The organism is Methylocaldum marinum, assembly GCF_003584645.1.
GTDB lineage: Bacteria > Pseudomonadota > Gammaproteobacteria > Methylococcales > Methylococcaceae > Methylocaldum > Methylocaldum marinum.
The window spans coordinates 3035500-3050756 of the sequence record NZ_AP017928.1 but is presented as its reverse complement, the minus strand read 5'-3'; the positions used below and the strand labels follow the sequence as shown (position 1 = coordinate 3050756).

The following is a 15257-nucleotide window of genomic DNA, read 5'->3' as shown; positions in this document are numbered from 1 at the left end:
GGCGGCAGAGCCCTAAGGCGTAGACTTGGGGGGATGGTCTTTGCTTAGGGCTGAGCTCCGGTTACCACTTTCTGGGGTAGTTCCACTCCTCTCTGCGCGGTCGTCAAGGCGCCGAGCCAGGCTTCGACCTCGGCGGCGAGCTGGCCCGAGCCGGACAGTTTGGCGGTTTCCTCGATCCAGCCGTGATCGGCGATAGGCAGCGGCAGGACGCCTTGGCCGCCCATGCCGTTGTTGCCGACGATATCGGCGTCCTTGGCATCGGCGAGCAGAACGCGGCCGGCGATTTCGAGCTTATCCATGTCGACCACGATGAGGTCGTTGGCGAACTTGCTGGCGACATACGCGTAATAGCCGCCGCCTTTTTTCATGCCGAAGTTGACGCCATGGCAGCCCGGTTCGCAGGGCAGGCTCTTGAGCACCTTGTGAGTCGAGGTATCGGTGATGGTAATGGTTGCGCTCAAAGTGTTGGCCGTGACCACGTATTTACCGTCCGGGCTGATCGGGGTCTGGATCGGCAGCAAGCCATACGCCTCGCCGGTCGTCTTGCCGCTGATCGGATCGTAATCCGCAGCGAGATTGATGTCCTTGATCTTCTGCTTGCTCTTGGTATCGATCACGCTCAGGGTGCTGAGCAGCGGCGGCGTCCCGAGCAGATTGGCAACATAGGCCTTGTCGGTCGCGTCGCCCCAGATGGCGATCGGAATCACGCCCACGTTCGGCACGGTGGAGGCCTGGCCGCTGTCCAGATCGACGATGGAAACGGAGCCCGCCAAGGCATTCGGCGTTAGCGCGAATTTGCCGTCATGGGTCACGTGATGGCCATGGGGGCCGGAGTTCGGGCCGGTGTTGACGCTGTCCTGAGCCGTCGGGTGTTTGCCTCCGGTCAGCTTCAAGACCCGCTCTTCACCGTTGAGTGCTACGGTCAGGCTGTCATCCGACGGTCGCGACATGACATGAGAAGGCGATTGGCCGACCGTCAAGGCCCCGTAAATCTGTCCGGTTTCACGGTCGAATGTGACCAGGCGCTTATCGAACCATTCGGTTTGATAGATGTACTTGTAGGTCCGGTCCGTCCACATGTTGTGGGGATTGTTCATGTTGATGTCGACGCCCTTGACCTTTTTCTTGATGGTCCAGTTCTCTGCGTCAACTTGCGTGGCGGAACCCGGCTTGCTCTTGCCCTTGATGGTTTCGAACTGGGCGTTCACCCAGACCTCGCCGACACCGGGGGTAGCCGGATTGAACAGCTTGTTCGGCATGGAGACGTTCAGCGCGTCCAGGCCGATGACGGTTCCTCCCAGATTCAGGGGGATGGACGGTAGCTTCAGGTCCCAGTTCGGCTTGGAATAGTCACGCCAGAGCGAAGGCGTGGTGGCAACGAAGAAGGTCCGAAGCAGCTTCTTGGCGATATCGCTGGTGGTGGGGACCTTGGCGCCGGTGACGAGTTGGATTTCGCTGCCCAGATCCAGGCCTTCCGTATTGGGATCGTCGACGACGACGGCACCGAACATGTACGGGTGTACCTTGCAGGTAAATACGTACAAGCCGGGTTTATCGAAGGTCTGTGTGACGCTGGCGCTTGACGGCTTGTCCTGATCGACCGGGAACTTGGCTGCGCCTGGCTGCCACAACAGGCTGGTAATCGTGTGTTCGGCATTCACGTCGGTCATCTTGATCAAGACCGCGTCGCCGGGTTTGACCACGACCAGGCTGTCGCCGTCGGTCGGATCTTTGAACCATGTACCGGGCTCGTCGGTCATTTCCAGCGCGGCGACCGGCATGACGCCCGGAACGCTCAGAATGACGTCTTCTTCCGACGTGGTCTCGGCACTCGCCGCCGGGATAAAGCTCATGGTTCCCAGACTTAGTGCGATGGCGCTGGTCAATGTGCGGAATTTATTCATTGTCATAACCTCTTGCGTTTTGTTGTTTTGAATTAGTTGACGACCTTGAAATCGCCCATCATCCCGGCTTGCATGTGCTGGATGACATGGCAGTGGAAATGCCAGTCGCCGGTGCCGACGCCCTCGCCGGCCTGGACGACGAAGGTGTCGCGGCTGATCGGCCCGATGTTGACCGTGTCGACGACATGGGTGGTGCCGGGGTTGAGCCAGCGGTGGCCATGTAGATGGAAGGTGTGGAAGGCCGTTCCCAGCCCGACGACATGGAAGCGGACTTTTTCGCCGAGACGGGCGCCCACCGTGGGATTGGTCCACAGCGGGATCTGCTTACCTTTCAGGATGTTATTGACCTCCATGCCCCAGAAAGTCGTTTCGTGCATCCACAGGATGAACTCGCGCTTGATCTCGCTGACATTCACTTCCTCGATCTCGCCGTTGATGAGCGCCGGCACCTTTCCGCTCTTCGGATTGACGATCAGCGTGCCGAACAGTCCTTTGTCCTCGGCTCCCAGCATGGGGTTGCCGAAAGTATGGTCGTGGTAGGGCCAGGTGCCGGCGGTGCCCGGCGCTGCGATCCATTTATAGGTATAAGGCTTGCCCGGGAAGGCGGCCTGGTCGGCGACGCCGTTGAGTATCTTCATCGTGCCGTCGCTGCGGATGTCGAAGTGCACGCCGTGCACGTGCAGGCTGACCGGCTGATCGGTGTTGGGTATGCCGTTTTCCAGGGTGATTTCGGCAACATCGCCCTCGGTCATGACGATGGCGGGGCCGGGGATGGTCGGCTTATCGTTATAGCGGCCGGTGACATCGTCGGTCTTACCCTCGGCAGACTGGATCTTGTGGCTCACCATCTGATAACCGAATTGCCCGGACGGCAAGGCTGCCGCACGAAGAATAATGCGGTGGGTGTTGCCCGAGACGGGGGCGGCTTTCGCGGGGACGTACTCCGCTTGTGCGGTCGGGACGAAAAAAATCGCCAGCAGCAAAGGCGATAAGAGAAACGAGGACGTTCGTCGGAGAAAACAAGAGAGACTCATAGTCACACTCCTCATGAAGGGCTCCAGTCCGCGTTGGCGACTGAATAGCGGTCAAGAAACAGATGCAGTTCACGTTATCATGTATGTGAGATACATGATAACGGATATAATGTATCTCACATACATGTTTAGATTTCAAGCCGGGATGGCCCAAAAGTCAAAAATTTTGAGTCGATACTTTCTCCGTGTTTGCCTAACCGCCGATCGGTGTCGTAAAACTATTTCACTTGTCCATTCGAGGTGCTAAATGCAGCTGACCCGTTACACCGATTACGCTTTGAGAGTGCTGATGTATGTCGGCATCCACACCGAACGCATGGTGACCATCGCCGAGGTCGCCAGCGTGTTTGATATGTCTCACAACCATCTGATGAAGGTCGTTCAGGAGCTTTCCGCAAAGGGCTATGTCAAAAGCACCCGCGGCAAGCACGGTGGAATAGAGCTTGGACGTCCCCCCGGGGAGATCAACATCGGCGAGGTCGTAAGCCACATGGAGAGCAACTTCAACGTCGTGGAATGCCTCGATCCCGGACGTAGTCTGTGCCGCATCATTCCCGGCTGCACCTTGAAAAAGGTGCTTCAGGAAGCGGTTTCGGCCTTTCAGGAGGTGCTTAATCGATACACCTTGGCGGATCTTCTCAAGAATCGCGCCGTGTTGAACCGTTTGCTGACCGAACGGCGAGCCACCGGCGCTTGAGCGATTGCGTCGCCATTTTTTGCGAAACCTTTTGGGACCTCCAAGTCACCAAAAGGAGCAAAAAATTGGCGACGAGTTATTGCCTTCGGCGCCCCGGCCGTCCCCGCTCGTCTGGTCCGGACCCAACAAGGGGTCCGGACACCGCTCGCAGATGACTCGACGCCCGGTCGCGATGCCTTGTGTGAGACCTCCGACCGCCGCTATCGCATCGACCTTCGGTCTCACACCCGGCGCTCGGGCTTCCGGGGACTACTCGACTCGCTCGCTCACTCGCTCCATGTCTCGCAGCGACGGTGCATTCTCCGCCCGGCTTATAAAGCGTGGAGCCCCGGCTTTTTCTGAAGGTACCGGCGCAGTAAATCAAAGCTCAGCGCTGTGGCAGTAGACCGTTTACGTTCGATATCGCCGGCGATTAGTCGGGTTTGCCGCCAGACGCCATCGAGCGCCGAAAGGATGAAATGCACTTCGACCGTTCCGGCCTCGTCGTGCAGCTGGTCGCCATCGTAATGGGCAATTTGGGCAAGCGCATAATCCGCGCCTTGCTCCCGTGAATCCAAGACAATCCGGGTTGAAGCCCGGACAAGATCATCCCACGGCGCCATGCCGAAATATCGATGCAGACCGGCCGAGTCCGGAATCACGACCGCGCCGTGGAACCAAGGCTGGCCAGCGCAACGGCTGGCCAGCTTGCCGCCGCTTACGGTCTCGACGATAGAAATCGTCGACCGGCGTGCGGCGAGTTCGCGGCCCACCACGGAAGCCAAATCGCTGTCCGGCTCCTCGGAACCGCCAATGGCAAATACCGCGTCGCCGATTGCATCGGCAGCGCGCTTTACGATGTCGTCCAGCTCGGTTTCCGGAAAAGTCGCCGGAAACAGCAGCTTGACCTGATTTTCCGGACCCGCGGCGCGAAAGCCGAGCTTTACCTCGGACGGCAAAACAACTTGGTTGAGCCGTTCCTGCAGGCTTGATTCACCCAGACCGACTGTGTTCAGTACCACCAGGCGCGCCGGCGACAGTCGGAAGCGGCAGCGCAGGTCCGGCTCGATCCAGCGCCGGAACATCGCCTTCATCTCGCTCGGAACCCCGGGCATGAAAACGAACCGGCAGCCCCCGCCCTGCAGGGCGAACCCCGGGGCGGTGCCCCACAGATTGTCGAGGCGTTCCGAACCGCGCGGGAAGAGGGCCTGTTTCTTGTTTACTTCGGGCATGGTACGTCCGAGCCGCGTGAAATAGGATTCGACCTGAGCCAGCGCATCGGCGTCCAGTTCGAGTGGCAGGCCGAAAGCGAGGCTGACCGCTTCGGCGGTGAGATCGTCGCAGGTCGGCCCCAATCCGCCGGTACACATGCAAAGATCGGCACGCCCCGAGATTTCACGAAGCAGATCGACCAGTGCTTCCAGACGGTCACCGACCGCAGTGTGCCGGGTTATGTCGAAGCCCAGGTCGGTCAGTTCGCGCGACAGCCAGGCCGAGTTGGTATCCATGATTTCGCCGGTGACGACTTCGTCTCCCTGAGAGAAGATTTCTGCGACGGGTCTTTGCATGTTCAATGTCCGTAAGATAGGGTCGACAACCGATGATGCCAGAACGGCAGGGAGACCATGGCGACAAGTGTGGTCAGCGAAACGGCCAGGGCATAAAAAGAAGTATCGAGCCGGTACCGGTCGCAATAAACGATGCCGAGCAGCATGCTGGGCATGGCGGCTTCCAGGACCAATGCGGTCAGAGTGTCGCCGCCGAATCCCAGGGCGAGACCCAGACCCAAGCCGAATAACGGCATGGCGGCCATTTTGAATGCCACGACGACCAATGCGAGCGGCAGGTTACGCGTGTGCCAGGCGTGCCAGCGCAGTCCGAGACCCAGGGAAATCAGCATGAGGGGCACGACGGCGTCGGATAATCCCGTTAAAAATCTCTCCATCCAGTCCGGTTGTTTGATTCCGGCCAAATTCAGGCCCAGCGCGATCGTCGCGGTCCAAAGCGGCGGATTGAGCAGCAGTGACCGGAGCATCGATTCGTTTTCCGAATTCGACGTGCCGTAATGGCGGGCAATCAGGACTCCGAGAGTAAAAACCAGCGGCATGGAACCGAACAAATCGATCTGAACGACAATGGTGCGCGCCCAGGGGCCGAAAGTCTGTTCCAGGACGGGGAGACCCATATAGGTCACATTCGAGAAGGCAATGCCCAGCATGGCGGCGCCGAGGCGTTGCGGTGCCAGTTTGACGAAACGGGCAGCCACCCAAGTGATGGCGATGCCGAACAGAATGATGCCCGCGCCGAACAGTGAAATCTTCAGGGTGTCGATACCCAAATCGGCGGTCCAGAGCACGGAAAGCACCAGCGCCGGCAGTAGAAGATAGAAGACTACGGCAGTCAGCGCCAAGCGCGTCTGATCGGCATCCAGACCGCCAGGCCGTATAATGCGCCACATCGCGCCGCACAAGATTAATACGGCCATCTGCACCAGCACGGAAACCATTCGCGACTCCTGGGTTCGAGGAGGCGCTATTCTAGCAATCGCAGTGCCGACACCGAGATCACAACGGTCGAACGACCGGAAAATAAGAGGAACAGCTATGACCGATACGCTTTCAAAGAAACCTATACCTGCCCGAGACCGCCTCATCATGGCTCTGGACCTGCCGAGTGTGGCCGAAGCCAAGAACCTGGTGGAAACCTTGGGCGATTCGGTGAGTTTTTACAAAATCGGGCTAGAACTGTTCATGGCCGGCGATTACTTCGAACTGATCGAGTGGCTAAGAAAGCGAGGCAAGAGGATTTTTGCCGATCTCAAGTTTTTCGACGTGCCGGAAACGGTTGCCCGAGCGGTCCGTGCTTTGAGTGCTCATGGCGTCGAATTCGCCACCGTGCACGGCAACGACGCGATCATGGAAGCGGCGGCGAAAGCTAAGGGCGATCTCAAGATTCTGGCGGTTACCGTGCTGACCAGTCTCGATTTAGGCGACCTCAAGGATCTCGGCTTCGAATGCGACGTGCAGCGTCTGGTTCTCTCCCGTGCCCGGCGCGCCTTGGCCCTGGGCTGCGACGGCGTGATTTCCTCGGGGCTCGAGGTTCCCGCGCTGCGGCAGGAGATCGACCAAAAGCTGCTGGTGATTTCGCCGGGCATTCGTCCGGTGGAAAACCGTCCTGCCGATGACCAGAAACGGGTCGTAACAGTCGAGCAGGCCTTTTTGAACGGTGCCGATTACATCGTCGTGGGCCGGCCGATTCGGGATGCGGACAATCCGCGCCAGGCGGCGGAAAAGGTGCAGGAGCAAATCGAAAACGTGTTTAAGCGGGCGGCAGGTTAGAAATTCAGAACTCGGGTCGGCTGACCATCAGCGAGTCCGCCATGCAAGCCCTTTGGTTGGAAAACCGGCAGCTCTGTATCCGCAACGATCTTCCGGTTCCAGCCGCAGGCGAGGCGCTGGTTCGGGTACGCTTAGCGGGCATCTGTGGCACCGATTTGGAGCTGGCGCGGGGCTACTATGCTTACGCCGGTATTCCCGGACACGAATTCGTCGGTGAAGTCGTGGAGTTGGCCGATGGCACGCTGGTAGGCTGCCGCGTGGTCGGCGAAATCAATGTGTCTTGCGGCGAGTGCCAAAGTTGCCGGCGAAATCTCCAGGCACATTGCGAGCGTCGTAGCGTGCTCGGAATCCGAGATCGGCACGGCGCATTCGCAGAATATCTCGGCTTGCCCGTCCGGAATCTGCATCGGGTGCCGGATGCCGTCCCGGACGAGGCAGCGGTCTTCACCGAGCCACTGGCCGCGGCGCTGGAGATTCAACAGCAGATTCCCATCAACGCCAAACATCGAGTATTGCTGATCGGAGCTGGCCGGTTGGGACAGCTCATCGCCCAGACGCTGGTGCTTGCCGGCTGCGATTTACACGTTTCGGCGCGGCATGCTCGGCACAGGGCGCTGCTTCTGAGTCGAGGTATCCGGTTGATTGCCGAGAACGAGATTGCCGCGCGGGATTACGACATCGTCATCGAGGCTACCGGGTCCCCCGCCGCGTTCGAAACCGCCAGGCGCGCGGTTCGCCCGCGCGGCGCGCTGGTGTTGAAATCGACTTATCGGGACAGCGTAAACGTAAACCTTTCAGCTTTGGTCGTGGACGAGATTACGCTGATCGGTTCTCGCTGCGGTCCGTTCGACTCCGCCTTGCGCCTGCTGGAGCGAAGAGCCGTCGATCCCACACCGTTGATCGACGCCGAATTTTCTCTGGTCCACGCCATAGACGCTTTCGAATCGGCCCGGAGACCGGGTGTTCTTAAGGTCCTGATCCGCCCGTAAGCTCTAGCGTCGTTCGATAATGACAGGCACTTCGAGCGGATACGGTGCGTTTAGATAATGCCGTGCGGCCTCGTACTTCCGGCGTGTCCGGTCCAGTTTGTCCTGCTGCATCCGGATCGTCGCGTCTTTTGCTTGCAGGGTTTGTTGCAAACGTTTCTTTTCCTCTTCATGGCGTTCCCTTATCCGTTCCATTTCCTGCCCGCTAGGAGATCTGAATTCGGATGCCTTCCTGCCGCTCAATAACGCTGCACGGTGTGCGAGCAAATCCAGAATCAACTCTTGTTTGGCCGCCGGCGTGAGTTCGTACTCCAGCCCGAGTCCGGCCGGCAACTTTTTTATCCTTTCCATTTCCCGATCGATCAGGCGCAGATGTTCCTTGCTCAGATTTCGGCACACCGCATCGATCGGACCGTCATAAAGATTTCGTTGAACGTCATCGGCGGGAGCGGCGTTCATGCCCGGGGGGGGATGATACCCGTAGCGTACGGTGCCTGAATTGTCCGTCCAGCGATAAAGGGTTGCCGCTCCCGCGGGGCCGAGGACATTAGCGATGAAAAGACAAGCAACGGCGAAATACAGTTTCATGGAATTTCTCCGGCAATTGCGGTTCCGAGGTCTGACTGCAGGGTTCCAATGCGCGCCATCCGTTCAGCCCGCGTGCGACGACCCGGTCAATGCCCGATGGGGAATGAATCCGAGGTCGGCTTATAAGTAACCCTGATCTGTTATACCTACAAGTTTTTGTGCTATCGTTCGCCCCCTTATGCACCATCTCGAAACCGCATTCAGCACGTCCTATCTCGTAGCCCTGCTGATGGGGCTGTTCAGTTCCCTACACTGTCTGGGTATGTGCGGTTCCATCATCGGCTCGCTGACTCTGAGTCTGAGACGGGAAATTCGCGATCAAAAATCCCAGCTGGTACCCTTCGTATTTAGCTATAACCTGGGACGCATAGCCAGTTATTCTCTCGGCGGTCTGCTTGCCGGTCTGGCCCATCATGTGCTCAGTATGCCGCTTGAAGAAGGGCAGGGACATCGCGTGTTGCAGATCGTATCCGCGCTGATCATGGCTGGAGCGGGCTTGCACATTGCCGGCTGGTTCCCGCGATTCGCTTATATTGAGAAGGCGGGGGGACTGATCTGGAAGAGAATCGAACCCTACGGGCGGCGGTTGGTTCCGGTAGAGACCTTGCCTAAGGCTTTTATCTTCGGCATGATTTGGGGCTGGCTGCCGTGCGGTCTGGTTTACACCGCGTTGGCGCTCGCAGCGACGACCGGCGATGTGGTGCGCAGCACCTTCACCATGTTGGCGTTCGGACTGGGCACTTTGCCTGCTGTCATGGGCGTCGGTATAATGACCTCGCTGATGGTGCGGTTGTCCAATATGAAAAAATTTCGCCAGGCAGCCGGGATTACTTTGATTGCCTTGGCCCTATTAGCGGCATTCCCTTGGCTTAACCCCATGGTTCGCCATACAATAGGTTTTTAGAAGGAGGAGGGAGAGATTATGTTTGAGAGGCTGATCGGCCAATCACCGAATTTCGAGGCGTTACTGCGTAGCGCCAGAATGATTGCCGCCACCGATGTAACCGTTTTGGTCATTGGAGAGACAGGGACCGGCAAGGAGGTGCTGGCACATGCTTTGAAAGAACATAGTCCTCGTGCAAGCAAGCCGTTTATCACGATCAATTGCGCCGCGCTGCCCGAGGCACTGGCTGAATCCGAATTGTTCGGCCATCGCAAAGGCGCATTTACCGGCGCAGTGAGTGGTCAAATCGGGCGTCTTCAGGCCGCTGACGGCGGTACCGTGTTCCTCGATGAAGTGGATTCGCTGCCGATGGCGCTCCAGGCAAAGTTCCTGCGCTTCCTCGAAACCGGAGAGCTTCAGCCGGTCGGCGAAACCCATACGTTAAACGTAAACGTCCGGATTATCGCCGCGACCAACGCCAACCTTCAGGAAAAGATTTCCCGGGGAGAGTTCCGCAAGGATCTCTTTTACCGCCTTAACGTCGTCCCGATCGAGATACCGCCGTTGCGCGAACGGATCGGCGATATCCAGTTGTTGTTACAGCATTTCATGACGCTGTTTGCCGCGGAACACAAGCTGCCGGAGGCGTCGTTCAGCAAAGCGGCGATCAACCGCCTCGCGGGTTATTCCTGGCCCGGCAATGTCCGGGAACTTCGCAATGTGTGCGAACGATTGTCCATCTTGCTGGCCGGCCGGACTATCGATGAGGGCAACTTGCCTCTGGAGGTCGTCAATCGGGCACCGTCGCAGAAACCGGTGTTCGATTTGCCGGAACTGGGTATCGACCTGGAAAAAGTCGAGATGGACCTGATTCGCCAGGCCTTGTTGCGGACCAATGGCAACCGCAGCCGCTCAGCTAGGCTTTTGGGAATCTCGCGGGATACGCTGCTCTATCGCATGCAGAAATACGGAATCAGCTGAAAGGCCTTTTTCAGGGCTATCTTTTTCGCCCGCTTAGCGAAAGCTTCGAAGCCCGCGGTAAAACCCGCGGGCTTTTTGCGTTTTTAGACGAACTTCAGGCCCTTCTTCGCGGCAATCCGCATTCTCAAGGCGTTGAGTTTGATGAATCCTTCCGCGTCTTTTTGGTTGTAGGCTCCGCGATCGTCCTCGAATGTGGCGATACTCATGTCGAACAGGCTATTGCTGTCGGATTTTCGGCCGACAACCGTTACATTGCCCTTGTAAAGCTTCACGCGGACTTCGCCGTTCACCGTCGTCTGGGAGGCATCGATCATTTCCTGCAGCATCAGGCGTTCCGGGCTCCACCAGTAACCGTTGTAGATCAGGCTGGCATAGCGCGGCATCAACTCGTCTTTCAGGTGCGCCACTTCGCGGTCCAGCGTAAGGGACTCGATAGCGCGGTGGGCTCTGAGCATGATGGTGCCGCCCGGCGTTTCATAGCAGCCGCGGGATTTCATGCCGACATAACGGTTTTCGACGATATCGAGGCGGCCCACACCGTTCGCTCCGCCCAATCGATTGAGCTTTGCCAGAATCTGGGCGGGGGTCAATCGTTCTCCGTCGATGGCCACGATGTCGCCGCGCTCGTAGGTCAGTTCCACATAGGTCGGCGTGTCCGGAGCTGCTTCGGGCGAAGTGCTCCAGCGCCACATGTCTCCTTCCGGCTCGGCCCACGGATCTTCCAGAATGCCACCTTCATAGGAGATGTGCAGCAGGTTGGCATCCATGGAATAGGGCGATGCCTTGCCGCGTTTCATTTCGATCGGGATGGCGTGGCGCTCGGCATAGGCCAGGAGTTTCTCACGCGAGTTCAGATCCCACTCCCGCCAGGGCGCGATGATCTTGATGTCGGGACGCAAGGCGTAAGCGCCCAGTTCAAACCGGACCTGGTCGTTGCCTTTGCCGGTGGCGCCATGGGCGATGGCGTCGGCTCCGGTTTCTTTGGTGATTTCGATAAGGCGCTTGGCAATCAGGGGGCGAGCAATCGATGTCCCCAGCAGGTATTCGCCCTCATAGATCGCATTGGCGCGGAACATCGGGAATACGAAATCCCGAACGAATTCCTCTTTCAGGTCGTCGATGTAGATTTCCTTGATTCCAAGGGCCTGAGCCTTAGTGCGCGCCGGCTCCAGTTCCTCTCCCTGGCCGATGTCGGCGGTGAAGGTGACGACTTCGCAGCCGTAGGTTTCCTGCAGCCATTTGAGGATGACGGAGGTGTCGAGCCCGCCGGAATAGGCGAGGGCGACCTTTTTTACTGTCTGGTTGGACATGAGTTTCCTGTTACGCAAAAGAAAAAACGGGAAGGTTGGAGATTATAGCCTCGTGTTCCGGGACTGCGCAGCGTGGGGCTACGGATCGCGGGCGGATTGAATCGGCTCCAAGGTCCTTGGACCGGGAAGATCCCCCGTTGATCATGAAGATGCAGTTCGCCTCCTTTCAAGTACGACACTCGGGACAAACACAGCGTGAGTCCTGTTTCACAGGCCGTACTTCTTCCGCTTTCGCCAAAACGTCGCCCTGCTCATGCCGAGCATTTGCGCGGCCCGGTCGATATGGCCGTGAGCGGACGCCAGCGCTCGGCGGATTTGATCTGATTCGCTTTCAGCCGCAGGCAAGGCGGCAGCCATTGGTAATATGGGCTCTTCTCGAAATTCAGGCGGCAGATCTTCCAGCCGCAGTATTTCGCTCCGACCGACGGCAAAGGCGTATTCCACGACGTTTTGCAGTTCGCGTACGTTTCCGGGCCAGTGATGATCCAGCAGTACCCGCATGGCTTCGGGTTCGATGCTTTGGATGCGTCGGGGACCGTGAAGATTGTGCCGGTCGATGAAGTGCTGCAAGAGCAACCCGATATCCTGGCGCCTCGCCCGTAGCGGAGGCAGAAAGATCGGTACCACACGCAAGCGGTACATTAAATCCTCTCGAAAACGTCCGGCCTTGACTTCCTCACGCAATGAACGATGGGTGGCGGCGACGATACGAACGTCCACGGTAATCGGATGATCTCCGCCCACCGGAATAAAGGTTCTTTCCTGCAGTACTCGCAGCAGCTTGGCTTGCAGTTCCAGGGGGAGTTCCGCGATTTCGTCCAGGAACAGAGTGCCTCCCTCGACGCGTTTAAATAGCCCTTGGTGATCCTTTATCGCGCCGGTGAATGCTCCGCGTACGTGTCCGAAGAGTTCGCTCTCCAACAGGCTGGCGCTTAGTGCAGCGCAGTTGATGGCCAAAAACGGACGGCTGCGCCGGTGACTTTCCTCATGCAGGGCTTGGGCGACCAATTCCTTCCCCGTGCCCGATTCGCCCCGAATCAATACCGTGGCGTCGGTTTCCGCTACATTGCGAATGATTTGGAAAGCCTGCTTGAGGGCGGAATCGCGGGTGATAAGGCCATGAAAAACTTCTGCTTTATTCGGCGCCTGTATGTCAATGCCTTTAAGTGCCGGTTCGGTTTCCGGCCGGAGAATTTCGATGGCTCCCGCAAAACGGCCCTGGGCGTCGAAGAAGGCTCGGGCCGAGCGCCTGACACGGACGGTGCCACCCTTGACGTGATCGAGTTCGACCGAAACGTCGTCGATCTTTCCTTCCCGCGCGACGCTATCCCGGACATCGCATTTCCGGCAGCGGATGACCGAGCTGCAAAGTTTTCCGAGTACTTGTTCGCTGGAAAAGCCGAGCAGACGTTCCGCTCCGCGGTTCCACAGCAAAATTTGGCCTTCGGCGTCGAGGGCGACAATCGCGCTCTCCATCAGTTCGGCCAACGTCGATAATGCTCGATCGGGTCCGACGGCGCTTAGCCAGCGATTAAGAAACGGCGAGAACTGACTCACAAGGAGAAGATCAAAGGTTTCAGTACGTTTCAAAACGGCGTGTCGTGTTGCAGGTAATGTATCACATGAAACGCTGCGGCAGGTGACGGAATCGTCGGGAACCGTGAAAACCCTTGAAAACAGGGCGTGCCGCGACAGCAAATGGATTTCTCAGTATAGGCACGATTTTTGAGAGAGAATGATTGGCCAGGTTTGACGGATTCCTGATTCAGAGGAGCTATACCATGATCTTCAAACAACTTTTTGAACCCGATACCTGCACCTATACTTACCTGCTCGGCTGCGACCGCACCCGCCGCACTGTGCTGATCGACCCGGTCGCGAACGAGGTTGAAAACTACATCGGACGGCTAAAGCAGCTTGATCTCAACCTGCTCTATACCATGGAAACCCATGTCCATGCGGACCATATCACGGGGTCCGGGCTTTTGCGTGAGCACTTGGGCAGCAAGAGCGTGGTGCATCGAGACGCTGGTGCCATGTGTGCCGATCTTTTGGTGACCGACGGCATTTTACTCCAGGTAGGAGACTTGGAAATCGAAGTGCGGCATACGCCCGGGCATACCAATGGTTGCGTCAGCTATGTCGTGGGCGATCGGGTTTTCACCGGGGATGCCTTGTTCATCGGAGGTTGTGGGCGTACCGATTTTCAACAGGGTGATGCCGGGCGATTGTACGACAGCATCACCAAGAAACTTTTCACCCTCCCACCTGACACTCTCGTCTATCCGGGGCATGACTACAATGGCAATACGGTTTCCAGCATCAAGCAGGAAATGGCCAAGAATCCCCGATTGGGAGCCGGCAAGAGTCGCGAGGAGTTCATTGCCATCATGAATGAGCTCGATCTGCCTTATCCGAAATACATTGATCAGGCGTTGCCTGCGAACCAAGCATGTGGAAGAGAGCCGGCCGTACGCCACGGCTAAGTCTTTTCACCCACGGTATTTCGCCGAAACCCGGCCACCGCCCGAGCGGGTCTCCTGGCTGCACGGTGTTTGAGGGAGCTTGACCCATGACCCTGGTCGTCGTCTTATCACTTTTAATTGGCGTTCTGCTGGGGTTGCTCGGCGGTGGCGGGTCGATACTTACGGTGCCTCTGTTTGTCTACTTGCTCCACATCGAACCCAAAACGGCCATCGCTACCTCGCTGGTCGTGGTTGGTGTCACGAGCCTCGCCGCAATCGTCAATCATGCCAGAAACGGCCGGGTCTGCTGGCGTACCGGTCTGATCTTCGGCGGCGCCGGCATGGTGGGCGCCTACGGCGGCGGGCGGCTGGCGGCCTATATTCCGGGTGGCGTTTTACTGCTGCTGTTCGCCTTTATCATGTTCGCCACGGCTTTTGCGATGCTTCGCGGGCGGCGTCAGAGGAGCGTGGAAGCCGGCTCGATCAAGGCGCTCTGTCCGGCGGAGCTCCCGTTGTTAGCGATCATATTCGACGGTCTCGTAGTGGGTGCTCTCACCGGTCTGGTCGGCGCCGGCGGCGGCTTCCTGGTGGTTCCGGCTTTGAATTTGCTGGGCGGACTGCCCATGCATGCAGCGATCGGCACCTCGCTGCTGGTGATCGCGATGAAGTCGTTCGCCGGACTCGCCGGATATATCGCTCACGTCAGTATTGACCTCGAACTGGTTTCCATTGTTACCGGTTCGTCTATTCTCGGAAGCCTGCTCGGCGGTTTGCTCTCCCGGCATGTCAGCGGGCAGGCCTTGCGGCGGGTTTTCGCGGTTTTCGTTATCGCGATTGCCTGTTACCTCTTGTACAAAGAGCTGACGCCTGAACTGATCACTGAGACAAGGGAAATCCTCCGGAAGCGTCCCGACTTCTTTTTCGGTATGGCCACCATGTTGGGCATCCTGGCAATCGGCCGGCTTTGGCGATGGATTCATGCGCGAGGCTTGGGTCAAAAAAAAAGGATCTACGCTGAATCGCGCTGATCCGCCGCGCGCCTGGGGACCGTTTCGGGTCCAATTTAGGTAACATGGGAGCATCTCGCCGAAT

The 15257-nt window shown here is 58.1% G+C and carries 14 protein-coding genes; 7 read left to right on the top strand and 7 right to left on the bottom strand.

Translation table 11 applies throughout. The annotated features are described in order from the left end of the window. Positions 1 to 44 precede the first annotated feature (44 nt). Positions 45 to 1910, bottom strand: a complete 1866-nt coding sequence (locus tag sS8_RS13460; RefSeq protein WP_232020298.1) for a hypothetical protein — start codon at positions 1908 to 1910, stop codon at positions 45 to 47. Positions 1911 to 1936: 26 nt separating this feature from the next. Next, positions 1937 to 2887, bottom strand: a complete 951-nt coding sequence (locus sS8_RS13455; protein ID WP_232020297.1) for a multicopper oxidase domain-containing protein — start codon at positions 2885 to 2887, stop codon at positions 1937 to 1939. 298 nt (positions 2888 to 3185) lie between these two features. Here sS8_RS13455 and sS8_RS13450 point away from each other — a divergent pair, with 298 nt between their 5' ends. Further along, positions 3186 to 3635, top strand: a complete 450-nt coding sequence (locus sS8_RS13450; protein ID WP_119630077.1) for an Rrf2 family transcriptional regulator — start codon at positions 3186 to 3188, stop codon at positions 3633 to 3635. A gap of 311 nt (positions 3636 to 3946) precedes the next feature. Here the strand turns inward: sS8_RS13450 and sS8_RS13445 are convergent, their stop codons facing one another. Together sS8_RS13445 and sS8_RS13440 are read right to left on the bottom strand one after the other, a co-directional pair. Further along, on the bottom strand, positions 3947 to 5182 hold the full coding sequence (locus sS8_RS13445) for a molybdopterin-binding protein (protein WP_119630076.1): 1236 nt from the start codon (positions 5180 to 5182) through the stop codon (positions 3947 to 3949). A gap of 2 nt (positions 5183 to 5184) precedes the next feature. After that, positions 5185 to 6120, bottom strand: coding sequence for an AEC family transporter (locus sS8_RS13440; RefSeq protein WP_119630075.1), 936 nt, complete (start codon positions 6118 to 6120; stop codon positions 5185 to 5187). 97 nt (positions 6121 to 6217) lie between these two features. Here sS8_RS13440 and pyrF point away from each other — a divergent pair, with 97 nt between their 5' ends. Beyond that, a complete protein-coding gene (gene pyrF, locus sS8_RS13435) occupies positions 6218 to 6952 on the top strand; it encodes an orotidine-5'-phosphate decarboxylase (RefSeq protein WP_119630074.1) in 735 nt (244 codons plus the stop codon). Positions 6953 to 6993: 41 nt separating this feature from the next. After that, positions 6994 to 7941 (top strand): MDR/zinc-dependent alcohol dehydrogenase-like family protein, encoded by a 948-nt coding sequence (locus tag sS8_RS13430; RefSeq protein ID WP_119630073.1) that lies wholly within the window; start codon positions 6994 to 6996, stop codon positions 7939 to 7941. A 3-nt stretch (positions 7942 to 7944) separates the two neighbouring features. On the opposite strand, the gene sS8_RS13425 is transcribed toward sS8_RS13430, so the two are convergent. Continuing rightward, on the bottom strand, positions 7945 to 8526 hold the full coding sequence (locus tag sS8_RS13425; RefSeq protein ID WP_119630072.1) for a DUF4124 domain-containing protein: 582 nt from the start codon (positions 8524 to 8526) through the stop codon (positions 7945 to 7947). A gap of 178 nt (positions 8527 to 8704) precedes the next feature. Between sS8_RS13425 and sS8_RS13420 the strand changes: the two genes are divergently transcribed. Continuing rightward, on the top strand, positions 8705 to 9430 hold the full coding sequence (locus sS8_RS13420) for a sulfite exporter TauE/SafE family protein (RefSeq protein ID WP_232020633.1): 726 nt from the start codon (positions 8705 to 8707) through the stop codon (positions 9428 to 9430). An 18-nt stretch (positions 9431 to 9448) separates the two neighbouring features. Continuing rightward, positions 9449 to 10390, top strand: coding sequence for a sigma-54 interaction domain-containing protein (locus sS8_RS13415; protein WP_119630071.1), 942 nt, complete (start codon positions 9449 to 9451; stop codon positions 10388 to 10390). Between the two features lie 83 nt (positions 10391 to 10473). On the opposite strand, the gene sS8_RS13410 is transcribed toward sS8_RS13415, so the two are convergent. Next, the gene (locus tag sS8_RS13410; protein WP_119630070.1) at positions 10474 to 11700 is read right to left on the bottom strand and encodes an argininosuccinate synthase; all 1227 of its coding nucleotides are present in this window, start codon (positions 11698 to 11700) and stop codon (positions 10474 to 10476) included. Positions 11701 to 11907: 207 nt separating this feature from the next. Continuing rightward, positions 11908 to 13257 carry a sigma-54 interaction domain-containing protein gene (locus sS8_RS13405; RefSeq protein WP_119630069.1) on the bottom strand — a complete coding sequence of 450 codons (1350 nt, stop codon included), beginning with the start codon at positions 13255 to 13257 and terminating at the stop codon, positions 11908 to 11910. Positions 13258 to 13481: 224 nt separating this feature from the next. Between sS8_RS13405 and sS8_RS13400 the strand changes: the two genes are divergently transcribed. Then, complete coding sequence (locus sS8_RS13400; protein WP_119632774.1) at positions 13482 to 14186, top strand: MBL fold metallo-hydrolase; 705 nt, start codon at positions 13482 to 13484, stop codon at positions 14184 to 14186. An 86-nt stretch (positions 14187 to 14272) separates the two neighbouring features. Beyond that, the gene (locus sS8_RS13395) at positions 14273 to 15193 is read left to right on the top strand and encodes a sulfite exporter TauE/SafE family protein (protein WP_119630068.1); all 921 of its coding nucleotides are present in this window, start codon (positions 14273 to 14275) and stop codon (positions 15191 to 15193) included. The last annotated feature ends 64 nt before the right edge of the window (positions 15194 to 15257 follow it).